Annotated in this window: 15 protein-coding genes; 14 read left to right on the forward strand and 1 reads right to left on the reverse strand. The window is 62.1% G+C overall.

What is annotated here, in order from left to right; translation table 11 throughout:
- The 6 genes from EOL86_03870 to EOL86_03895 all read left to right on the forward strand — a co-directional run.
- The coding region (locus tag EOL86_03870) for a trehalose-binding protein (GenBank protein ID NCD24719.1) at positions 1-168 on the forward strand (168 nt) is incomplete at its 5' end.
- 127 nt (positions 169-295) lie between these two features.
- Positions 296-922 carry a LysE family translocator gene (locus EOL86_03875; protein NCD24720.1) on the forward strand — a complete coding sequence of 209 codons (627 nt, stop codon included), beginning with the start codon at positions 296-298 and terminating at the stop codon, positions 920-922.
- A gap of 166 nt (positions 923-1,088) precedes the next feature.
- On the forward strand, positions 1,089-1,697 hold the full coding sequence (locus tag EOL86_03880) for a TetR/AcrR family transcriptional regulator (protein ID NCD24721.1): 609 nt from the start codon (positions 1,089-1,091) through the stop codon (positions 1,695-1,697).
- A complete protein-coding gene (locus EOL86_03885; protein ID NCD24722.1) occupies positions 1,694-3,661 on the forward strand; it encodes a PAS domain-containing sensor histidine kinase in 1,968 nt (655 codons plus the stop codon). The genes EOL86_03880 and EOL86_03885 overlap by 4 nt, the downstream gene beginning before the upstream one ends.
- Positions 3,651-4,931 (forward strand): response regulator, encoded by a 1,281-nt coding sequence (locus tag EOL86_03890; GenBank protein NCD24723.1) that lies wholly within the window; start codon positions 3,651-3,653, stop codon positions 4,929-4,931. Before EOL86_03885 ends, EOL86_03890 begins: the two co-directional genes overlap by 11 nt.
- Positions 4,903-8,205 (forward strand): transporter substrate-binding domain-containing protein, encoded by a 3,303-nt coding sequence (locus EOL86_03895; GenBank protein NCD24724.1) that lies wholly within the window; start codon positions 4,903-4,905, stop codon positions 8,203-8,205. The genes EOL86_03890 and EOL86_03895 overlap by 29 nt, the downstream gene beginning before the upstream one ends.
- Positions 8,206-8,418: 213 nt before the next feature.
- Here the strand turns inward: EOL86_03895 and EOL86_03900 are convergent, their stop codons facing one another.
- A complete protein-coding gene (locus tag EOL86_03900; GenBank protein NCD24725.1) occupies positions 8,419-10,116 on the reverse strand; it encodes a pyridine nucleotide-disulfide oxidoreductase in 1,698 nt (565 codons plus the stop codon).
- Between the two features lie 546 nt (positions 10,117-10,662).
- Between EOL86_03900 and EOL86_03905 the strand changes: the two genes are divergently transcribed.
- From EOL86_03905 to EOL86_03940, 8 genes are all read left to right on the forward strand, one after another.
- Positions 10,663-14,760 carry a response regulator gene (locus tag EOL86_03905; protein ID NCD24726.1) on the forward strand — a complete coding sequence of 1,366 codons (4,098 nt, stop codon included), beginning with the start codon at positions 10,663-10,665 and terminating at the stop codon, positions 14,758-14,760.
- The gene (locus EOL86_03910) at positions 14,757-15,599 is read left to right on the forward strand and encodes a protein-glutamate O-methyltransferase CheR (GenBank protein ID NCD24727.1); all 843 of its coding nucleotides are present in this window, start codon (positions 14,757-14,759) and stop codon (positions 15,597-15,599) included. Before EOL86_03905 ends, EOL86_03910 begins: the two co-directional genes overlap by 4 nt.
- Complete coding sequence (locus EOL86_03915) at positions 15,596-16,180, forward strand: chemotaxis protein CheB (protein ID NCD24728.1); 585 nt, start codon at positions 15,596-15,598, stop codon at positions 16,178-16,180. Before EOL86_03910 ends, EOL86_03915 begins: the two co-directional genes overlap by 4 nt.
- Positions 16,177-17,202, forward strand: a complete 1,026-nt coding sequence (locus EOL86_03920; GenBank protein ID NCD24729.1) for a diguanylate cyclase — start codon at positions 16,177-16,179, stop codon at positions 17,200-17,202. Before EOL86_03915 ends, EOL86_03920 begins: the two co-directional genes overlap by 4 nt.
- A gap of 195 nt (positions 17,203-17,397) precedes the next feature.
- The gene (locus tag EOL86_03925) at positions 17,398-18,456 is read left to right on the forward strand and encodes a spermidine/putrescine ABC transporter substrate-binding protein (protein ID NCD24730.1); all 1,059 of its coding nucleotides are present in this window, start codon (positions 17,398-17,400) and stop codon (positions 18,454-18,456) included.
- Between the two features lie 3 nt (positions 18,457-18,459).
- A complete protein-coding gene (locus EOL86_03930; protein NCD24731.1) occupies positions 18,460-21,348 on the forward strand; it encodes an EAL domain-containing protein in 2,889 nt (962 codons plus the stop codon).
- 355 nt (positions 21,349-21,703) lie between these two features.
- On the forward strand, positions 21,704-22,426 hold the full coding sequence (locus tag EOL86_03935) for an MBL fold metallo-hydrolase (protein NCD24732.1): 723 nt from the start codon (positions 21,704-21,706) through the stop codon (positions 22,424-22,426).
- Positions 22,204-23,169, forward strand: a complete 966-nt coding sequence (locus EOL86_03940; protein NCD24733.1) for a sulfite exporter TauE/SafE family protein — start codon at positions 22,204-22,206, stop codon at positions 23,167-23,169. The genes EOL86_03935 and EOL86_03940 overlap by 223 nt, the downstream gene beginning before the upstream one ends.
- Positions 23,170-23,286: the final 117 nt, after the last annotated feature.

The following is a 23,286-nucleotide window of genomic DNA, read 5'->3' on the forward strand; positions in this document are numbered from 1 at the left end:
GTGCCGGCCTGCGCCCTGTTCCACAAAACCACCAGCCTGGACGTGCTTCTGCCCCGGCTTCTGGCCGGCCTGCATCCCTCCCGGCGCGACCTGGCCCGTCTGGCCGAAGGCGGCATCTGCCTGAACTGCAACGTCTGCACCTACCCCAAATGCGGCTTCGCCAAATAAAATCCACACCATCCCGCCGGAAAAACCACCCGGCGGGATGACTCCTTCGGAAAAGTAAAGCCCATCCCCCCGCCTTGCGACCTGGTCGATCATCGATTATCCGCCGGGCATCAACCCCGGAGGAATCATGGTCAGCCTGGATCAACTCGCCCTGTTCAGTCTCGCGTCCCTGGTGCTCATTTTCACGCCCGGCCCGGACATCATCTACGTGCTCACGCGCGGCGTGGCCCAGGGCCGCGCCGCCGCCCTGGCCGCCGCCCTGGGATTCAGCCTGGGCAACATCGGCCACACCCTGTTCGCGGTCTGCGGCCTGTCCGCGATCTTGGCCTCGTCGGCCACGGCCTTCACCCTGGTCAAGCTGGCCGGAGGCGTCTATCTGATCTACCTCGGCGTCAAACTGTGGCGCGCCGACCCCGGCCTGCTCCTGTCCGGCAACGGCGAACACAAGGCCTCGGCCCTTATTTTTCGCCAATCCATCCTGGCCAACATCCTCAATCCCAAGGTGGCCATCTTCTTCCTGGCCTTTTTCCCGCAGTTCGTGCGTCCGGACCAGGGCAGCCCGGTCCTGCAGATGCTCATTCTCGGCCTGACCTTTGTCGTCCTGACCATGCTTGGCTTCGGAGTGGTGGCCATGGGCGCGGGCCTGCTCAACAGCCGCCTCGCGGCCCGACCGGCCCTGTCCGCGTGGTTGCACAAAGGGGCAGGCGCCATCCTCGTCCTGCTTGGCCTGCGCCTGGCCTGGGCCGAACGCTAGCCCGGACAGGGACGGACCGGTGTCGCTCCGTCCCTGTCCGGCACTGTTTTCCATCCACTTCCCGCCCCATCTTCTCCCGCCCTTCCCCCGAATTTCACCTCCGCCCTTGCCGCGATCCGAAAAGAAATGTATTTTGCATGTACAAACAAATATCAGGCCCAACCCCATGAAAAAAGAAAAGAAAATAGCAATTCGTACTGTCGCGGCCCGGTGTTTTGCCGAACAGGGCTACGAACGCACCAGCATCGAACTCATCGCCCGTCAAACGAGGGTGGCCCAGGGGCTGGTCCGCTACTATTTTTCGACCAAGGAGCAACTGTACTTCGAAGCCGCCCACGCGACCATGTCCGCTCTCAAAAAATGTCTTATGGCGACACCTGACATCCAGGACGGCCCCAGGGCGGCAGTACGGCGCTTTGTCCTCGACTACATGGCCTTCACCTCCGATCCGGACAACGCCTATGGCCTGATTTACCAGGAGTCGCCGTTCAAAATTTTGCGCGACCCATGCTTCGTCCACGACATCAACACTGTTTCCCTGGAAATCCTGGACATTCTCCGCGAGATCCTCGCCGCCGTCCTCCCCGCGGACCAAGCCCTGGAAACCGCGACCATCATCGTCACGTCCCTGCACGGAATCCAGCGCGCCCGATTGTCCCCGAAGCTTCGGGAATTGATCAACCTGGACAGGGTGGCTGACTTTTTTTCCAGCTCTGTCCCCGACCCAGGCATCACGACGGCTCGCATGGCAACCCGCCAGCAGGGACGGCCATGACCGACACGCCCACCTACCGCGCTTTTTTCGACAACCTGTCCTCGCCCGCTTTTTTGATCGCCACCGACGGCACGATCAAGGCCGCCAACCACGCGGCTTCTGACCTTCCCCGGACACCCGGCGCCATTGTCCCGTGTCGTCCGGAATCACATTCCGCCCACGATCCGGGGACACTTTGTGGTCAGGCCATTGGTGCCATCTTTCCCTGGCTGGCGGATTTTATCGGCCGCGCCCTTGACGACCCCGACACAAATTCCTGCCGCTGGGAAACCATCTCCCAACCGGCGACGTCCAAGATCTATCGGGTTGTCCTGACCCGCCTGCCGGACACGGGCGACGGCGCGGGGCTGTCGCTGATCCTGCGGGATGAAACCGAGGAACAGGCGGCCCACGCCCAGATTGTCCGTATCAAGGACGAGTTGGAGCGCACATTCGACACCATTTCCGATCTGGTCTTTTTCGTGGACCCGCGCAACGTCATGCTCCGCGTCAACAAAGCCCTGGCCCGCAAGCTGGGCCGCGCCCCCAGGGATATCGTGGGCCGGACCTGCCGCGAAGTACTCGGGTGCGTCACCTGCCTCCCCATGTCGGACAGCGCGCAAGCCGCGCCGATGTCCTTTCCCAACATCGCCGGCAAATTCCTGATCACCCGCAACGCCCTGACCAACGCCGAAAAAAAATTGTTGGGATATGTTTTCGTGGCGCGGGACATGACCCATCTGGAGGACGTCCAGGAAACCCTGCGCGCCGTGGAAAACAAATACAAAAGCATTTTCGACCATGCCCAGGAAGGCATTTTTCAGGCCACCCTTGACGGCACCTACCTCAACCTCAACCCGGCCATGGCGCGAATCTTCGGCTTTCAATCCACCGGGGCGATGCGCATGTACTACACGGACATTGCCACGCAGATGTACCTGCATCCCCGGGACCGAGGCGATCTTCTCCGGGAAGGCATCGCGAAGGGATATATTCCCAGCCGCGACATCCAGCTCAAACGCCGCGATGGGTCCGTATTCTGGGCACGGCTTGGAGGCCGGCTGGTCCGCGACGATGCCGGGAAAACCATGTATTTCGAAGGATTCGTGCAGGATATCCACGAGCATAAAATGCTTCAAAGCCAACTGCTCCAAGCACAGAAGCTGGAGGCCATCGGCCAGCTCGCGGCGGGCATCGCCCATGAAATCAACACACCCGCCCAATACGTGCTGAACAACATGTGGTTCATCAAGGACGCGCTGGAAAAAATCACCCAGGCCATCAAGGGCCACGCAGTCCTGCTGGACACGGCCGCCAGCCACCCGGAGCTGGCCGTGGCCGTCGCGGAAAGACGGGCCGCCGACGCGGATCTGCAACTGGACTTTCATCTTGGCGAGCTGCCGGCGGCCATCGCCGAAACCATGCAGGGCCTGGACCGGATCACGGCCATCGTGCGTTCGGTCAAGCAGTTCGCCCACCCCGGCCATGACCAGACCCAGCCCATCGATCTCAACGCCCTGATCCAGGACACGGTCACCGTGTCCCGCAACGAGTGGAAATACGTGGCCGAGCTGACCACGGATCTTGCCCCGGACCTGCCTCCTGTCCCTTGCCTTGTGCATGAAATCGGGCAAGTGCTGCTCAACCTGATCATCAACGCGGCCCACGCCGTGGCCGACAAAAACGCCCGGACCAATGCCCGGGGAACAATCCGGATCATCAGCCGCCTGGTCGAAAACTGGGTCGAAATCCAGATTCAAGACAGCGGCACCGGCATTCCCGAACACGCGCGGGAGCACATCTTCGAACCTTTTTTCACCACCAAGCCCGTGGGCAAGGGCACCGGCCAGGGGCTGTATCTGGCCTACCGCACCGTGGTCACCCGCCATAACGGCCTCCTCGAATTCGAAACCGTGGACGGCCAGGGCACGACCTTTATCCTGCGCCTGCCCCCCGGTTCCCAGGAGCCGCACCATGGATTGTAACCCAAGCGTCCTGTTTGTCGACGACAACGAATCCATGCTGCGCAGCCTGGCCCGTCTGCTGACCGGGCAACAATCGAAATGGACCGTATTGTTCGCCCGAAGCGGCCAGGAGGCGCTGTCCATCCTGGCTGACCAGGCCTGCGACGTGGTCGTGTCCGACGCCAACCTGCCAGACATGACCGGGTGCATGCTCATGGACCAAATCCGGGACGCCCGCCCCCAGACCCTGCGGATCATCCTGACCTCCCGCTCCGAGGACGGCATCGTGTCCGGCCTGCTCCAATCCGCCCACCAACTTTTGTCCACCCCTTGCCCGGCCGAGCGCCTGGTAAACGCGGTGCAAACCACCTGCCGCCTGCGCGACCTCTACATGAACCGCTCCGTGCGCACCATGATCCACAAAATGACCCACTTGCCCGTGGTCCCCAAAATTTACACCGACCTCCGCGCCGAGCTCGGCAAGGAAAACTTCACGCTTCAGGCCGCGGGCGACATCATCACCCAGGACATGGGACTGACCGCCGACCTCCTTAAAATTGTCAATTCGCCCTATTTCGGCTTGGCCCGCCGGATCGACTCGCCCCGTCAGGCCGTGACCATCCTGGGCGTCACCATGCTCACGGGATTGGTGCTGCACCAACAGCTCCTCAAAACCCTGGACCCGGCCAAATACCCAGGCTTCAACGTGGAACGGCTCTGGGCGCACAGCCTGGAAGTCGCCCGCTGGGTCCGGACCATCGCCAAAAGGGAAGGGCTCCAGGGACACGATGTCAAAAACGCGTTCCTGGCCGGACTGTTCCACGACCTCGGCAAGATCGTGCTCAACGAAGGCGTTCCGGATGAATACATCCACGTCCTGCGCAAGTCCCAGACTGAAAACATCCCCCTGGTCGCGGCGGAAAGCGCCGTGCTTGGCGTGACCCACGCCGAAATCGGAGCCTATGTCCTTGGCCTGTGGGACTTTGACCATGCGGTGGTCCGCGCCATCGCCGCTCATCACGAGCCGTCCCGTCACGAAGACGCCGGGACGATCTCGACCATTCTGCACTGCGTGAATGTGTTTCTGCACGATATGTACATCAAAAACACTGGTCACCACCCGCTGGCCCTGGATGAGGAATACATCGCCGCCCAAGGGATGACGGACACGGTTTGCGTGTGGCAAAACGCCATCACCGACGCATGGCGAAACCGGCACCGACCGCTGGCGGGCACCCTCCAAACGCCTCGGAATCCGGGGCATGGCCAAACACACCGAACCCAAGCATAACGTCAAAAAATTCCATGGAGATAAAATGACCGACGAGGCCTCGCCTATCGTGGACAATGCCGCCCTCGCCAATCCGCCGGCCGAATCGCTCCAGCCACCCGGCAAGGCCAAAAACAAAATTCCAACCGCCAGGCGCCACGATATCGATGGCGCCCTGAACAAAATCATGGTTATGCTCCAGGCGCTGTCGGTCCTGATCATGGCCCTGGCCGGCACTTCGACCTTGGCCGCCGAACAGCCAAAGCCGCGCCCCATCCTGTCCGCCGCCGAAATCGACTATCCCCCGTTTTCCGTCGTCGACAACCATGGCCAGGCTAGCGGATTCGCGGTCGAGTTGCTGCGGGCCAGTCTGGCGGCCATGGGTCGGGACGCCACCTTCCGCACCGGGATATGGTCCGAAGTCCGGGGCTGGCTCGAACAGGGCGAGGTCGAGGTTCTGCCCCTGGTGGGTCGGACCCCGCAACGGGAGCGCCTGTTCGATTTCACCGTGCCCTATATGTCCCTGCATGGGGCCATCGTGGTCCGGGCCGGCACCGAGGGTATCGAAAGTCTGAACGACCTTCGGGGACGGGCAGTGGCCGTCATGCGCGGCGACAACGTCGAGGAATTCCTGCGGCGGGAAGACCGGGGATTCACCATCCAGACCACCGCCACGTTCGAGCAGGCCTTGCGGGAACTCTCCGAGGGGCGGCACGACGCCGTCGTCATCCCACGACTGGTGGCCCTGCGCCTCATTCGGGACGCCGATCTGGCCAACCTGCGTATCCTGGATCGGCCCATCGAGGGCTTCCGCCAGGATTTCTGCTTTGCCGTGCGCGAAGGCAACCGCGACCTGCTGTCTCTTTTGAACGAAGGCTTGGCCCTAATCGTCGCCGATGGCACCCATCGCATGCTCCACGCCAGATGGTTCGGGCATCTGGCCCTGCCCTACAACCGCCGGCTCATCGTGGAAGGAGACGACCAGTACCCGCCGTTTTCGTTTCTCGATACCCAGGGGCAGCCAACGGGCTATACCGTCGAGTTGACCCGGGCTTTGGCCCACGCCCTCGACCTGGACATGCAGATCGGCCTGGCCCCGTGGACAGTGGTCCGGGAACGCCTGAAGCAAGGGGAAATCGACGCCATTCAGGGCATGCTCTACTCGCCGGAACGGGACAATACATTCGATTTTTCGGTTCCGCTGACAACCATCCATTACGTGGCCGTGGTGCGCCATGACGACGAGCCGCCCCAGACCCTGGCCGATCTGGCCGGAAAACGAATCGTGGTTCAGCAAGCCGACATCATGCATGACTATGTCCTGGAAAATGGCCTGGAAAAGCAAACCGTGATCCGCGAGTCATCCCGGACGATTCTCCAGGAACTGGCCGAAGGCCGGCACGACGTGGCCCTGATCGCACGGCTTTCGGCCAGCTACTGGATCGGGCAGGACGGCTGGGACAATTTGCGGATTGGACAAAACTCAATGCTCTCGGCCGATTTCTGCCTCGCCGTGCCCCAAGGCCAGGGCGCCCTGCTGGCCCAATTCAACGAAGGCCTCCAGATCCTCAAAAGTAATGGCAGGTTTCGCGAAATTCACGACAAATGGATGGGCGTTCATGAAGCGCCGCCCTTGGGCATGCTGGAAATCATCCGTGGCATCGCCTTTGTCCTGGTGCCCCTCGTCGTCTTGCTCCTCATGGTCACCCTCTGGTCATGGACGCTTCGCCGGCGGGTGCGCGCCAAGACCCGCGAGCTCCGGGAAAGCGAGGAAAAATACCGCTCCTTCTTCGAAAACAGCCTGGACGCCATCCTTCTGACGGAACCCAACGGCTCCATCCACGCCGCCAATGCCGCGGCCTGCGAGATGTTCGGTCTCGACGAGGCGGAAATCTGCCGGCGCGGTCGCGAACACCTGACCGACAGCACGGACCCGGACCAGGCCCGCTTGATCGAAAAGCGAGCGCAACACGGTCGGGCCCGGGGCGAGTTGATCATGGTCCGGGGCGATGGTTCACGGTTCATGGCCGAGGTCAGCTCGGCCATCTTCCAAGGCAAATCCGGTAGGATGAAAGCCACCGTCATCATCCGCGACATCACGAGCCGCAAGCACTACGAGGCGAATCTCCTCCAGGCCAAGGAGCAGGCCGAGGCGGCCAACAAAACCAAGAGCCAATTCCTGGCCAACATGAGCCATGAAATCCGCACCCCGATCAACGGCATCCTGGGCATGATGCAGCTCCTGGAAAGCACGCCGCTGTCCGAGGAACAGGCCCATTACACGGGTCTGGCCATCCACTCGGCCAAGCGACTGACCCGCCTGTTGTCGGACATCCTCGACCTGTCCATGATCGACGCCGGCACCATGACCATCGTCAAGGCCCCGTTCCAGCCACGCGAACTCGGCCAGTCGGTCGTGGAGCTTTTTTCGATCCTGGCGCGGGAAAAAGGCTTGGACCTGGAACTTGCCGTCGATCCGGACATTCCGGAAATTCTCGTCGGCGACGAGGCCAGAAGTCGCCAGATCCTGTTCAATCTGGTGGGCAATGCCCTGAAATTCACCGACGTGGGATCGGTCCGGCTGGAAATGTGGGCCTTGGCGCCAAACAAAAGCGACGCGCACCGCGTCCTGTTCGTGGTCGAGGACACGGGTATCGGCATCCCCGGGGGCAAAATCCGGGAGATGTTCAAGCCCTTTGTCCAGGCCGACGGGTCCATGACCCGCCCGTACCAGGGGGCCGGATTGGGCTTGTCCATCGTGCACCGGCTCGTCGGGCTGATGCACGGCGATATTTTTCTCGACAGCATGCCCGGGGAAGGAACCACGATCGGCGTGGTTCTGCCCTTCACGCTCCCCGCAAGCCAGATCCGGGACGCGGCCACTTCAGGCCAGGAAATCCCCTCCGGGCCGGGCTTGCGCATCCTCCTGGCCGAAGACGATGCCTGCAACCAACTGGCCACCTCCAAAATCCTGGAGCAGGCCGGGCACACGGTGACCACGGTCCAAAACGGCCAAGAGGCCATCGCGCGCCTGACCGAACAGGATTTCGACTGCATCCTCATGGACATCCAGATGCCGGTCATGACCGGCGACGAGGCCACGCGGGCCATCAGATCGTCGCGCGACCTCGGGGACAAAAAAAATATCCCCATCATCGCCCTGACCGCCCATGCCATGCGTGGGGACAGGGAGACGTTCCTGGCCGCCGGCATGGATGGCTATCTGACCAAGCCCGTGACCAAGGCCGAGCTCGCGGCGGTTATCCGAAAATTCCATCCCCAAAACCACATGTAATGTCATTTACGTTTCAAGACGAATCATCCCTGGGAGCACGGACGGCCCTGGGATGATTCGGGCTTTGCGCGAAAGACGGCCACATGCCGTGGTTCATGCACCAAACAAGGCCAAGGCATCCCCTGGACATGGCTTTTGGATGTTCGCCCGGAACGCAAAAAAGCGGAAAAACCGCGAGGCTTTTCCGCTTTATGCCAATCAAATCCCGGCCGGCTATTTTTCCCGTTCAAAGGGCCAGGCCATGAGGCCGCCTTCCATGACCGCCACGTTGGCGTACCCGGCCGCCTCCAGAATGCGCTGGGCTTCGTAGCCGCGCATGGACACCTTGCAATACGGCACGATCTCGGTGTCCTTGTCCGCCGGCAGCTCATCCAGACGCTCGCGCAACTGCCCCAGAGGGATGAGCGCCTCGCCCAGGCCCAGCCGCATTTCCTCGAACTCCGACGGACCGCGCACGTCGAGCAGATAGATCTTCCTGCCCGCGTCCAGGCGCTCCTTGACTTCCAGACTGACAACCCCGGTCATCAGCCCGCGCATCTTGTTCTGCAGGATGTGGGCCGTGGCGATGGCGTGATCGATGGCCTGGGAATAGGGCGGGGCATAGGGCAGATCGGCCATGGCCAGCTCGTCCACGGTCCAGCCGGCGGCCACGGCCACGGCCATTTCCGCCACCTGGCGGTTGACCTCGCCCTGACCGACGCAGGCAAAGCCCAGAATACGCCCGGTCTTGCGGTCCGCGATCATCTTGGACACCAGCGGCTTGGCATCGCCCATGAATCCGGGCTTGTCCGGGCTGGCGTTGATGGCCGTGACCACGTCGAAGCCGGCCTCGCGGGCACGACGCTCGGACAGGCCCGTGGAGCCCGCGCCAAAATCAAAAACCTTGCAGATGCCGCTGCCAATGGTGCCGGGAAAACGAACCGTATCGCCGAGCACGGCGTTCTCGCCGGCCACGCGGCCTTCCAGGTTGGCCAGATCGCCAAACGGCGCGTGCACCTTCTGTCCGGTGATGCGGTGGGGGACCTCGATGCAGTCGCCGGCGGCGTAAATGTCCGGGTCCGAGGTACGCATGAACTCATCGACGCTGATGGCGCCGGCCACGCCCAGGGCCAAGCCGGCGTCGCGGGCCAGGGCCGAGTTCGGAACCGCGCCGATGGCCAGCACGACCAGATCGCAGGGCAAAACCGTGTCATCGGCCAGCCGGGCCGCGCGGACCGCGCCGTTCTCGCCCTCCAGGGCCGCGATGCCGACGCCGGTGATAATTTTCGCGCCCTTGGAACGGGCGTGGTTCTCGACCAATTTGGCCAGCTCCGCGTCCAAAAAGCCCAGGGTCTGGGGCACGGCTTCGACCACGGTCACGTCCAGTCCGGACTTGAGCAAGGCCTCGCAGGTTTCCATGCCGATGAGCCCGCCGCCGACGATGACCGCCCGACGGGCCAGGCCTTTTTCGGCCAGGTGGCGCAGATTGTCGGCGTCGGCCAGGGAATTGAGAGTGGTCACGCCGGCCAGTTCCCGGCCCGGAATGGGCGGAACGCGCGGGCTGGCGCCGGTGCACAGGATGAGCTTGTCATAGGGCAGCATCCCGGCCTCGCCGGTCAGGGGACGGGTCCAGGAGACATATTTTCCGGCGCGGTCGATTTTGGTCACCTCGGTTCCGACCATGGCCGTGACGCCCTTGGCGCCGTTGAAAAAATTCGGATCGCGGACCACGCCGGCCGGCGTGCACAGCAGCTTTTCCCGCTCCTTGAAATCCCCGGCCACATAATAGGGATAGCCGCACGAGGCCATGGACAACTCGGGCACCTTCTGCAGCAGGATGACCTCGGCGTTCTGGTCCAGCCGCTTGGCCCGGGCGGCCGCCTTGGGTCCGGCGGCGGTTCCTCCGACAACAACGATACGCTTCTGGGACATGATTTCTCCTTGAAATATTGGACAACGCGGCATGGCGCGCGCCCCGATGGTTACGAACAGGGCATGGGGGAACGGATGGCGGCGTTTTGCCAGGTCGCGCCCGCCCATGACGGACAGGCATAGCGATGATCGTGCCAGCAGGAACGGCCATTCCGCGGGCCACCCTTGAAGGCGATAACAATCTAAAATTTATTGGAAAAAGAAGTAAATATCACACTCCCGGCATCAGGCTGCCCGCCGAAACGACCCGGTTGTGTTCATAAAAAAAACATCACGACAAAACACTGTTCACAATCAAAACATATGTCGGACAATCTTCCCTGGTCCGAAGCGGACGAGGGGTGCCGTCAGCCATCCTTTCTTCAAACTTAAATATTTTATTTCAGGATATTACAACCAGAGACGCAGCGCCTGTCGGACGTGATCGTTGCCATGAACATGGAAATGACGTAACCCCCTCCGGACACATCCACGGCCTGGCGCCAACCAGGCGTGTCACCGGTCAAAATCCCCAGGCATCCAGGACACACCATGATCTTCGACAACATCACGTTTTTCGACAATATCCGGATGAAGCCCAAACTTCTGTTCCTGTTCATCATGACCGGCATCGCGCCCCTGGCCATCGTCGCCCTGATCGGCAGTTATTCGGCGTCCACCGCCCTGCTCGACCAGGCCTTTGACCAGCTCCGGACCATCCAGGCCATCAAACGGGACAAACTCCATTCCGCCCTGGACGAACGAGTGGGAAACCTGGAGCTCTTGGCCAACAGCAAGGACGCCCAGAAATTTTTGGAGGAATTGCTCCTGCTCCAGGACGACGCGGATGCGTCCGAGCACCGCGCCTATCTGGTGGACACCCCGGAATACCTGAAAATCCGCGATCGCCACGATGCCCAGCTGCAACGCTTCATCCAGGCCAATGGCTTCCAAAACCTGTACGTCCTGAGCCGGCGGCAGGGGCATGTCATGTACGCGGCCCACCCGGAGCAGGAATTGGGCACGAGTCTGGCCACGGGCCAATTCCATTCCTCGGCCCTGGGCCGGCTCTGGACCAAGGCCATCAAAACCCGGGACATCGTCTTCGAGGATTTCACGCCCTACGCCCCGAGCAACGGCCAGCAGGCGGCCTTCATCGGGTATCCGTTGCGCGACGCGACCGGATACGTGGCCGGCATCATCGCCGTCCGCCTCTCGGCGGAATTCATCAACCAGATCATGCCTTCCCGTCAGGGCCTGGGCGAATCCGGCGAATCCTATCTCTTGCGCTGGCACGAAAACGAAAGCCGTTTCGAACTGCGCAGCGACATTCAGACCTTGGGCCAGGGGCGCTATGTCATCGGCTACACGCTGGAAAAAAGCCCGTCCTACTGGCACGACGCCAGGACAGCGGGCTTCGACGGCGGCGACGGCACGTACGACGACAGCACCGGCACCTCGGTTCTGGTCGCCTACAACACCCTCGACGTGCTCGGCGTCAAATGGATGCTCGTTTCCAAGATCAACCAGGCCGAGGTGCTGCGCCCCATCCTGACCTTTTTGCTGGCCATCTCCGCCACCGGCGCCCTGCTCGTGGCCATGATCGCCCCCGGCGCCTACCAGCTGGCCCGGCGCATCAGCCGCCCCCTGGAACAGGGCGTGCGCTTCGCCGAAGCCATCTCCGCCGGCGACTTGCAAGCCCGTCTGGAGCTGCGCCAGGATGACGAACTGGGCATGCTGGCCAAATCCCTGAACCTCATGGCCCGCAACCTGCGCGAAATGAACTGGCTGCGGGAAGGCAAGGCCGGCCTGGACGACGCCATGCGCGGCGAACACGATCCCCGCGATCTGGCCCGCATGTTCATCACTTACCTGACCAAATATCTGGGTGCCCAGCTTGGACTGGTCTACCTGCAGCAGGACGGCGAGCTCGTCCTGACCGCGTCCTACGCCTTCACCAACCGCAGCGGCCACTTCACCCGCGTCCGCCCCGGCGAGGGGCTGGTCGGACAGGCCGTGCTGGAAGGACAGATCCTGACCTTCGCCCGCGTCACCGAGGACGCGCCACGCTACAATTTCGGCGTCGACGAAAACGTCCCGGCCCATTTCCTGGCCGCGCCGCTTCTGTTTGAATCCAAGCCCGTGGGCGCCTTCCTCATCGGCAGCGAAGCGCCGTTCACCCCGCTGCAACGCCAGCTTGTCGAGCAAACCGTGGAAAACGCGGCCATCCTCTTCAACGCGGCCTCGTCCCGGGGAGTGATCTCGGAACTCCTGCGCCGGGCGCAGGAGCAGCAGGAAATGCTCCGCGTGGCCAACGAGGAATTGGAAGAACAGACCAAAATGCTCAAGGAATCCCAGGCCGAACTCCAGGCCCAGCAGGAGGAGATGCAGGTCACCAACGAGGAACTGGCCGAACAGACCAAGGCCCTGAAGGAATCCGAATCCCGGCTGCAGGAGCAGCAGGATGAATTGCAATTCGCCAACGACAAGCTCGGCGAACGGGCCACGGAACTGGAGGAACAAAAAGACGCCATCCGCAAAAAGAACAAGGAACTGCTGCGGGCTCAGGAACAACTCAAGCTCAAAGCCCAGGAACTGGAGGCGGCCAGCCGCTACAAATCCGAGTTTCTGGCCAACATGAGCCACGAATTGCGCACGCCCCTCAATTCCATTCTTATCCTGTCCCAGCTTCTTGGGCAGAACAAGTATGGCAATCTGAGCGAGAAACAGATCGAGTCGGCCAAGGCCATCCATGCCTCGGGATCGGACCTGCTCAAGCTGATCAATGAAATCCTGGATCTGTCCAAGGTCGAGGCCGGACGGGTCGAGCTGCATCTCGAGGACATGCCATTCTCGGGCATGGTCGCCGACCTGCGGCGGGTCTTCAAGGGCGTGGCCGTGGACAAGGGCGTGGAATTCATCGTGGACATGGCGCCGGACCTGCCGGACAGCCTGCGCACGGACGGCCACCGCGTCCAACAGATCCTGCGCAACCTGCTCTCCAACGCCTTCAAGTTCACGGACAAGGGCAGCGTGACCCTGACCATCTCCCGCCCGGCTCCGGACGCGAACCTCGGGGCGAGCGGTCTGGACCCGGCCTCGTCCGTGGCCCTGGCCGTCCGGGACATGGGAATCGGCATTCCCAAGGAAAAACAGGCCACCATTTTCGAAGCCTTCCGCCAGGCCGATGGCGGCACCAGCCGCAAATACGGCGGCACGGGCCTGGGCCTGTCCATTTCACGCGAATTGGCCCGTCTCCTGGGCGGGGAAATCCAGCTCCAAAGCGCCGAGGGCGAAGGCTCGACCTTCACCCTGTTCCTGCCGGAAGTCCACGCCAGCGAAGCCGCCGGCGAACAAGCGCCACGACATGTGGAACCCAAAAAAGCCGAACCCGAAAGCGCCCCGCCCACGACTCCGGCACCGGCACCGGCGCCAAAAGCTCCGGAGCTGGTGGAAATCAAGGACGACCGCCATGCCCTGAACCCAGACGACAAGGTCATCCTGATCGTCGAGGATGATCCGCATTTCGCCCGTATTCTGCGCGATCAGGCCCGCGAGGCCGGGTTCAAGGCCCTGCTGGCCAACGACGGGGAAACCGGTCTGCATTTCGCCGATTTCCATCATCCCTGCGCCATCATCCTGGACATCGGACTTCCCGGCATCAATGGCTGGGAGGTGATGAAGCGACTCAAGAGCGAACCCCGCACGCGCCCCATTCCCATCCATTTCATCTCGGCCGAGGACAGCAGCATGGACGCCCTGCGCCAGGGAGCCATCGGATTTCTGACCAAGCCGGTGGATGTCGAAAAACTCCAGGAAACCTTCGAGCACATCAAGGCTTTTGTCTCCCGCCCGCTCAAGCGGCTGCTGGTGGTCGACGACGACCAGCTCCAGCGCGAATCCATCCGTACCCTGATCGGCACGGAAGACGTGGACATCGTCACCGCGTCCTCGGGCCGGGAAGCCCTGGACCTTTTGGCCGAGCAGTCCTTTGACTGCATGATTCTGGATCTCGGCCTGTCCGACATGTCCGGATTCGACATCCTGCGCACCCTGCGCACCAGCACCAACCCGCCGCGTCTGCCCATCGTGGTCCACACCGGACGCGAGCTCTCGGAAGAAGAGGAAATGCGCCTCAAGAAGTACGCCGAGAGCATCATCGTCAAGGGCGTGCGCTCGCCGCAGCGGCTCCTGGAGGAAACCACCCTGTTCCTGCACCGGGTCAAGGAAAACCATACGGCCACCGGCGCCAGCCCGTCCACGGCGGAGGCCACGGGCGAATCGAACCTGGCCGGACGGACCATCCTTCTCGTGGACGACGACATGCGCAACGTCTTTGCCCTGTCCAACGTGCTGGAGGAAAAGGGACTCAATGTCGTGGTCGCCCGCGATGGTCTTGAAAGTCTGGCCAAACTGGCGGAAAATCCGCGCATCGACCTGGTTCTGATGGACATCATGATGCCGAACATGGACGGGTACGAGGCCATGCGCGAGATCCGCAAGAATCCGAAGCACCGGGAACTGCCCATCATCGCCCTCACGGCCAAGGCCATGAAGGGCGACAAGAACAAGTGCATCGAGGCCGGCGCGAACGAATACCTGCCCAAACCCGTGGACACGGACAAGCTCGTGTCCCTGCTCAAGGTCTGGTTGTACGGAAAATGAGCACGCTCCATCCGGAAACCGAACGCATCGAGTTGCGCCTGTTGCTCGAAGCCGTGTTCCTGAAATACGGCTACGACTTCCGCAACTATTCCCTGGCCCATCTCAAACGGCGGGTGGACTACCGTCTGACCATGTCCGGCCTGGAATCCATTTCCCACCTCCAGCACGCCGTGCTCCACGATCCGGACATGTTCCAGGCCTTCCTGCGCGACCTGTCCATCAATGTCTCGGAAATGTTCCGCGATCCGCCCTTTTACCGGGCATTGGCCGAGGACGTGCTGCCCCTGATCGGCACCTATCCGTTTTTCCGCGTCTGGCACGCGGGATGCGCGGCCGGGCAGGAAGTCTATTCCCTGGCCATCCTCCTGCACGAGACGGGCTTGCGGGAGCGGGTCCAGATCTACGCCACGGACTTCAATCGGGACATTCTCGAACAAGCCCGGCAAGGGGTTTACCCCCTGGACGCCATCAAGACCTACACGGCCAACTATCAAAAAGCCGGCGGCGGGAACTCCTTTGCCGACTACTACACGACCCGGGACAAACACGCGGTGGTGGCCGATTTCCTGCGGACGCGGATTCTGTTTTCCGAGCACAATCTGGTCACCGACGGCGTGTTCGGGGAAATGAACATGATCGTCTGCCGCAACGTGCTCATCTACTTCGATCGGGCCCTGCAGGACCGGGTCCTCGAACTTTTCGCCAACAGCCTGGGACCGGGCGGATTTCTCTGCCTGGGCTCCAAGGAAAGCCTCAAGTTTTCCGCCCTCGCCGACCTGTTCGAACCGGTGCGGGAAAAAGAAAAAATCTATCGCAAAAAAAGGACGGCCGTATCATGACCGCCACCCAACGCTTCAAGGCCGTGGTCATCGGCGCCTCGGCCGGAGGCATGGAAGCCCTGCGCATTGTCCTGGGAGGCCTCGAAGCCGGCCTGCCCGTGCCCATCCTCATCGTCCAGCATCTGTCCCCGGATTCCGATTCCTTCTTGCCCACGTATCTCGACGAGCATTGCCGGCTCCGGGCCAAGGAAGCCGAGGACAAGGAAAGCCTCATGGCCGGGGTTGTCTACGTGGCACCGCCCAACTACCATCTCCTGGTCGAGGCGAATGAAACGCTGTCCTTGTGCGCCGGAGAACGGGTCAATTTTTCCCGACCGTCCATCGATGTCCTGTTCGAATCGGCGGCCGACGCCTTTGGCGCCGACCTGATCGGCGTCGTCCTGACCGGAGCCAATCAGGACGGAGCCAAAGGTCTGGCCCGCATCAAGCAGCTCGGTGGCGTGGCCATGGTCCAGGATCCCTCGACGGCCAAGGCCCAGGCCATGCCCCAGGCCGCCCTGACGGCGACACCCGTGGATTACGTCCTGAGCCTCCAGGACATCGCGCGCCACCTCAACCGTTTGCTCAAAGACATTCCATGACCAACCGCCAGGAAATCCTCATCGTCGACGACCGGGTAGAAAATCTGATCGCCCTGGAAAATATCCTGGAAAGCCCGGATCTGGACATCATCCGAGCCACGTCCGGCCAGGAAGCCCTGAGCCTCTTGCTCGACCATGACTTCGCCCTGACCCTGATGGATGTGCACATGCCGGAAATGGACGGATTCGAGACCGCCGAGCTCATGCGTGGCAATACCCGCACCAAGCACATTCCGATCATTTTCGTCACCGCCAACCACACCGATCCCAGCAACCTGTTCCGGGGCTACGACTCCGGAGCCGTGGACTATCTGTTCAAACCCCTGGACCCGCAGCGTCTCCTGAGCAAGGTCTATATCTTTCTGGAAATCCACCGCCAGCGGCAGGCCCTGCTGGCCAAAACCCGAGAACTGGGCGCCAAGATCCTGGAACTGGAAGCCCTCCAGGCCGAACTGGAGGAAAAAAACCGGCAACTGCAGCTCCTTTCCTCGCTCGATGGATTGACCGGCATTCCCAACCGCCGCCAGTTCGACGAAACCCTGTCCCATGAATGGAACCGCCTGTCCCGCGAGCAGCGCCCCCTGTCCCTGGTTCTCCTGGACGTGGACTATTTCAAACGCTTCAACGACCACTACGGGCATATCGATGGCGATCGCTGCCTGAAGCTCGTGGCCGGCGCCCTGGCAGGCCTGCTCAAACGGCCCGCCGATCTCGCGGCCCGTTATGGTGGCGAGGAATTCGCGGCCATCCTGCCCGGAACGGCCCTGGAAGGAGCCAAGCACATCGCCGAAACCATGCGGGCCACGGTTCAAAATCTGGCCATCGACCATGCGGCCTCGCCCATCGCCCCCGTGGTCACCATCAGTCTCGGAGTGAGCGCGGTCATCCCGGCGCCGGGTTGCGACCCCGTGGACCTGATCCAGGCCGCCGACCAAGCCCTCTACCGGGCCAAGCAAGCCGGCCGAAACCGTGTCGTCACGGAGCAGTGCACCCCGGATACCTGCGTCACCCCTCTGGCCTGACCCCGTTTTTTTGGGACATGTCCACCCCTGGAAGCATTCGCGCCCACGGCATGCGCCAAGGAGCCTCGGGAGCGCCACTGCGTCCGGAACTCTTGCACGTTCGCGGCGCGCTTGGAACACGCATGGCCTCGCGGCATTTGTTTTCTTCGCCACGACCAGCTACTATTGCCCAAAATCCAACCCACGGGAGACCGCATGCGCCCGATAGCCCGCCTCCTCCTTGCTCTCCTTGCCCTCCTGCTGCCGGCCTGCGGGCCGGATGGGCCCGACTCCGCGTCCAAACCCAAGCCCGCGACCCTCGTCTTCTGGAACTGGCCCGCCTACGTCACCCAGGAAGCCCTGACCGGCTTTGAACGGGAAACCGGCCATCGCGTCGAGCTCCGGATATTCGAGGACGAGGAAGTCCTGATGGGCGCGATCCAGTCCAGTGAATTTCAGGGCGACATTCTCGTGGTCAGCAACACCCTGGCCGAGGAACTGGCCATGGCCCAGCTCCTCGCCCCCCTGGACCCGACCAAGATCCCCAACGCCGTCCATGTCGAGGCCCAGGCGCGGACTGGCACGGGCGGACCCGTGCATGACGTGCCATATCTGGCGGGAACCACGGGCATCGTTGTCAACACCAAACACGTTCCCCAAGCCGATTCCTGGAACGTGCTCTGGGATGAAACGCTTTCGGGACGCATCGCCATGCTTCCCAACGGCCAGGAAATCGTCCCGGCCGCCAGCAAGATGTTGGGATTTGGCATCCTGCCCCGCACCGAGGCCGAATTCCAGGCCGTGCGCCGCGCCCTTTTGGCGCAGCGGCCTCTTTTGCGCGGCTATCTGCCCGTGCAGGAAATTGTCGACCTCTTGATCGAAGGCGAGCTCTGGGCCGCCCAGATCTACAGCGGGGACGCCCTCCTGGCCCGGGAAGCAAACCCGGACCTGCGCTACTTCGTGCCTCGGGAAGGCGGCATGCTCTGGACCGACAAACTCGTGATCCCCCGCGCCAGCCGCCACAAGAATCTGGCCATGGCCTTCGTCGACTATCTGCAACGTCCCGAGGTCATGGCCAAGCTGTCCACCGAGCTCCACGCCCCGACGCCGAACCTGGCGGCCAGGAAATTGCAGCCCAAGGATGTCCTGGGCAATCCGGACATCTATCCACCCCAGGATGTCCTGGCCCGGTGTGAATACTATCCGCCCTTTCGCGCGGAAGACACCATCGAGGCCCGGATAGCCGAACTCTGGTCCATCTTGAACAGGAAATAACCCATGCGCCTGGCCCGTCGCATCAATCTGGCCCTGCTTGCCGTCGGCGTCCTGCCCGTGGTCATGATCGTGGCCTTTTTCCTCCTGTTTCTGCGCGACTCGGTGCGCGAAATCAGCCGCGCCCCCTTGCGCGCCCTGGCCAGCCAGGTGGCCAAGGAGGTGGACCGCGTTCTCCACGACGGCCAGAGCAGCCTCGATTTTCTGAAACGGCTCCCGGCCCTGCGTCAAAACGCCGACATGGAAGAACTGCGCGACGCCCTGCGCGACACCCTGAACCTACACCCCCTCCTCCAGGATATTTACGTGCTGGAACCCACCGGGCAGGTCCGGGCCTCGGCTAAATACAGTTTTCGGGGGGAATGGAAGCAAAACACCTGGTTTCTCAAGGCGCTCCAGGGTCAAAAGGTCATATCCGACATTCACGCCAGCCTGTATCCGCTGGGCGTCATCATGACCATGGCCCAGCCCATCCGGTCCCGTTCCGAGGCGGTCACCGGCGTGCTCCTGGCCCAGTTGGACCTTGCCCCGTTCCAGGCCGTCATGAACAGTGTCTTCAACCGCCAGGGGCAGGCCCTGGTCATCGATCATCGCGGCTATGTCGTGGCCACCTCGGGGCCGGAGCAAATCCTGGCCGAATTTCCCATCGCCGAAATCAACCACATGGTCCAGACCCGGGCCACCGCCATTCTGGATCTTGTCGTGGGCGGCACCAAACAGACCGCGGCCGTGCACCCCCTCCCCGGGCATCCCTGGTCCGTGGTTCTGATCCGTCCCCAGTCCGTGCTGTACGCCACGCTGTCCGACATGCACCACAGCCTCTACGCGATTCTGGGATTGACGCTATGCGCCCTGGCGGCCTTGGGTTTTCTCTTCAGCCGCCATTTAAGCAGCCGCCTCGAACGCCTGTTCGAAGCGGCCCACGCCCTGCGCGGCGAAAACTTCACCATCGCCCTCGACAATCTGGGGACGGACGAAATCGGGGATCTGGGACGGGCCCTGACCCAGAGCGCCCGAGAGCTCCAGGACTCGCGACGGGTTCTCTTGGAGCACCAATACAACCTGGAAAAAATGGTCCAGGAACGCTCCATGCATCTGCGTCTGGCCAACGCCAACCTTCAGCAGGAAGTCACGGAACGCGCCCTGGCGCAAAAGGCCCTGGCCGAAAAACAGACCGAGCTGGAGAACCTGTTCAACACAGCGCCCATCGGTATCGCCATCTGCCAGGACTTCTGTCTGCGCCGGCCAAACATCCACCTCCTGCTCCTGACCGGGTACCCCATGAGTGATCTGGACGGCCTGCCCCTGGCCCAGCTCATGGCCAGCGAGGAGCAGTACCAGGATCTCAAATCCGCCATGACCACCACGCCAACGACCAGGGCCGTCATCAATCTGGAATCGGCATCCTCCCTGGAAACCGAATGGAAACGGCGGGACGGTGGCAAGGTTCAGGTTCTGCTTCGCTTCGCCCCGTCGGGTGGGGAATGGATTCTGACCGTTTTGGATATCAGCCAGCGCAAGGCCATGGAGGAACAACTCCGACACATGGCCCTGCACGATCCTCTGACATCCTTGGGCAACCGCGCCTTGTGCCAGGACCGCCTGGAGCAGGCCCTGGCCAGACAGCGCCGAAATCCCGAACACGCCTTTGCCCTTCTTTTCGTGGACATGGACCGCTTCAAGGTCATCAATGACAGCCAGGGGCACGCCGTGGGCGACGAGCTGCTGCGTCTCATCGCCGGGCGGCTCCAGGTCGCCGTCCGCGAAACGGACACGGTTTGCCGGTATGGCGGCGACGAGTTCCTGATCATCCTCGACGGGTTGGAATCTGCCGGCAACGCCATCGCCATCTCCCGCCGCCTGCACGAGGCCATCAAGCAGCCGTTCCTCATCGAGGACCGGGAATACCAGCTCTCGGCCAGTCTGGGGCTCTATCTTGGGGAAAGCGGGGATAACAACGCGGAGCAGATCATCCAGCGCGGCAACATCGCCATGCACTGGGCCAAGGAAAGTGGGCGCAATTGCTTCAAGGTCTTCACCAAACGCCTCATGAATCGGGCCGTGGATCTGCTGAACATGGAAAACGATCTGCGTCAGGCATTGGGTTTGCGTGAATTCTTTCTGGAATATCAACCCATCATGCACGGCGACAACCGCATTTTTGGATTCGAGGCCCTTGTTCGCTGGCAGCATCCGGTACGCGGCCGGGTGGCGCCAGACAAGTTCATCCCCGTGGCCGAGGAAGTGGGCATTATCCATCCCCTGGGAGAATGGATCCTTCAGGAAGCGTGCGCAGCCATCACGCGCCTGAACCGTGAACTGAACGCCGAGCTGGTCATGTCCGTGAACATTTCCGGCCGCCAGCTGGGACAGACGAATTTCGCGGCCAAGGTTGAAAATACCATCCGTCAGACAGGCGTCGCCACTGGGCACCTCAAGTTGGAACTGACCGAGACCGCGCTCATGAAGCACCTGGCCCAGCCCATGGAAACCCTGGGCAAGCTCCGGCAGTTGGGCATCACCCTGTCCGTGGACGACTTCGGAACGGGGTATTCCTCCCTGGCCTATATCCAGAGCCTGGCTCTCAACTATCTGAAAATCAGCCGGAGCTTCGTCAGCCACATTCTGGACAGCGCCGAAAGCCTGGCCATCGTCCAGGCCATCCGCCAACTCGGGCACACCTTGGGCATGGGCGTCATCGCCGAGGGCGTGGAAACACCGGCCCACCTGGCCCATCTCCAGGCCATGGGCTGCGACCTGTACCAAGGATACCACTTCGCCCGCCCCCTGCCCGAGGACAAGGCCCTGAACTTCGCCCGCGCGGCCTTGGAACTCGCGCGGACAGAACCTGGACAAAACACCAACGGGCACCTTGGCGCCAACCAACGGACATAAAAAAAACGATTGATCATTCCAAGCATGGATCCGTGCATGACGGCCCCCATGGCCGGCACGCATAATGGATTGATCAATCGTTGGCTTCCGCATAGCAGCGCCGGGTCCACCCGGCAAGGAAATGGTTCCGCGCCCTCCAGCAGCCATGATTCCGGCCGCATCACCACTTTTTTTGATCCATAAGCCACGCCCATCGCCAGACGCAATGTTTCTTTATGGTGATGATACAGTGCTCAAGACTCAAACAAAGACCGACCATGCGTTGCCAAACAAGGCCCATATCGTGTGAAACATTCCTAGACGCAAGCAACAGTTTCCCCTTCACGACGCGCCCAAATATCCGTACAGCCCAACCATGCCGATTCATCTGCACGAAATCACCCTCGACGAGTTCTCGGTCCGGGCCGCCCTGATCCGGGGAACGCGGTCCTGCCTGATCTGGGACACCCTGACCCATCCGCGCGACATGGCCGGACTACGCGAAATCCAGGCCGAGTGTCCGACCTTCATCGCCTACAGCCATGCCGATTGGGATCACATCTGGGGCACGGCCGCCTTTGACGCGGCCATCCCCGTCATTGCCCACCGCCACTGCCGCCTGCGCTTTGAAACGGATGTCCCCCGCACCCTGGCCGAATTCCAGCGCGACCAGCCCGGCAAATGGGACGAGGTCAGACTCGTGCCGCCGGTTTTGACCTTCGAGAACGAATTGGACGTGGATCTGGGCGGACTGACCGTCCAGCTCCATCATCTGCCCGGCCATACCAAGGACAGCCTCGTGGCCTTCCTGCCGGAAGCAAATCTGCTCCTGGCCGGAGACACGGTGGAGTGGCCCTGCCCCTGCGTGCCGGCGACATGCGATCTGGACCGCTGGATCGATGGTCTGAACTCCTGGCGCGACCAGCCAGGACTGCGCGTTATTCCCAGCCATGGGCCCGTGGGCGGCGTGGAACTGCTGGACCGGACCGTGGTCTATCTCGACGGCCTACGCCTGGGGCACCCAATGGCCATGCCCGCGGTGACGGCATTCTATGCCCGCGCTCATCAGGAGAATCTTCTCAACCGGGGATTGGTATGACCCTGACCCTTGTCCTTATGATCGTCTGCCTCGCCGGCATCGTCCAAGGCCTGACCGGGTTTGGATCTGTCCTGGTGGCCCTGCCCCTGCTGGCCCTGATCCTGCCCATGACCGAGGCAGTCCCCCTCATTTGCCTGGTCGCCATGGCCATGAACCTGCAGATGCTCCCGGAACTGCGGCGCAACGTCCTCTGGAAACCGGCCGGTCTATTCACCATCGCCTCCTTGCCAGGGCTGATTCTGGGCATCCACGCCCTGCGCACCATTTCCCCATTGACGCTAAGCGCCGTGCTCGGCGCCTTGACCCTGGCTTTTTCCATCTTTTCCTTGCGCAGCAAGGGCCGAATCCGTCCCCTGGGCACGTGGAGCTGCCTGGCCGCCGGATTTTTTTCCGGCTGGCTCAATGGCGCCATTGGCGCGGGTGGCCCGCCCGTGGTCGCCTACGCATCGCTCCAGCCCTGGTCCAAAGGCGAGATCAAGGCCACCCTGCTCGCCTTTTTCCTGATCAGCGGGGTGGGCATCGTGGCCGCGCATTTCCTGTCCGGCCTCCATAGCCCTCGGGTCCTGCGCTTTTTCCTCGCGTCGGCACCGGCTCTGGTCATTGGCGTCTGGCTGGGCACCCGCTGGTACGGCGGCATGTCCGCCGAAACCTACCGCAAGGCGGTCTGTTACATGCTCTTGTTGATGGGACTGCTCAGTCTGGGAAAGCCCGTTCTGGGATGGATTCAACCCGGCACGGGATGATTTCGGCCCAAGAACGCCTTCGAATTCTTCACAGAAAAAAATAAAATTTATCAGATCTAACTTTTTTGCCTTGACGATGCCCAAAATGAACGCATATTTCTGTGGAACAACAGACAA

It is taken from the genome of Deltaproteobacteria bacterium (assembly GCA_009930495.1).
Lineage (GTDB): Bacteria > Desulfobacterota > Desulfovibrionia > Desulfovibrionales > Desulfomicrobiaceae > Desulfomicrobium.

Bases quoted from the DNA above. Each gene is read 5' to 3' on its own strand.
- EOL86_03875 (NCD24720.1), top strand. From the start codon at position 296: ATGGTCAGCCTGGATCAACTCGCCCTGTTCAGTCTCGCGTCCCTGGTG.
- EOL86_03880 (NCD24721.1), top strand. From the start codon at position 1,089: ATGAAAAAAGAAAAGAAAATAGCAATTCGTACTGTCGCGGCCCGGTGT.
- EOL86_03885 (NCD24722.1), top strand. From the start codon at position 1,694: ATGACCGACACGCCCACCTACCGCGCTTTTTTCGACAACCTGTCCTCG.
- EOL86_03890 (NCD24723.1), top strand. From the start codon at position 3,651: ATGGATTGTAACCCAAGCGTCCTGTTTGTCGACGACAACGAATCCATG.
- EOL86_03895 (NCD24724.1), top strand. From the start codon at position 4,903: ATGGCCAAACACACCGAACCCAAGCATAACGTCAAAAAATTCCATGGA.
- EOL86_03900 (NCD24725.1), bottom strand. From the start codon at position 10,116: ATGTCCCAGAAGCGTATCGTTGTTGTCGGAGGAACCGCCGCCGGACCC.
- EOL86_03910 (NCD24727.1), top strand. From the start codon at position 14,757: ATGAGCACGCTCCATCCGGAAACCGAACGCATCGAGTTGCGCCTGTTG.
- EOL86_03915 (NCD24728.1), top strand. From the start codon at position 15,596: ATGACCGCCACCCAACGCTTCAAGGCCGTGGTCATCGGCGCCTCGGCC.
- EOL86_03920 (NCD24729.1), top strand. From the start codon at position 16,177: ATGACCAACCGCCAGGAAATCCTCATCGTCGACGACCGGGTAGAAAAT.
- EOL86_03925 (NCD24730.1), top strand. From the start codon at position 17,398: ATGCGCCCGATAGCCCGCCTCCTCCTTGCTCTCCTTGCCCTCCTGCTG.
- EOL86_03930 (NCD24731.1), top strand. From the start codon at position 18,460: ATGCGCCTGGCCCGTCGCATCAATCTGGCCCTGCTTGCCGTCGGCGTC.
- EOL86_03935 (NCD24732.1), top strand. From the start codon at position 21,704: ATGCCGATTCATCTGCACGAAATCACCCTCGACGAGTTCTCGGTCCGG.
- EOL86_03940 (NCD24733.1), top strand. From the start codon at position 22,204: ATGCGATCTGGACCGCTGGATCGATGGTCTGAACTCCTGGCGCGACCA.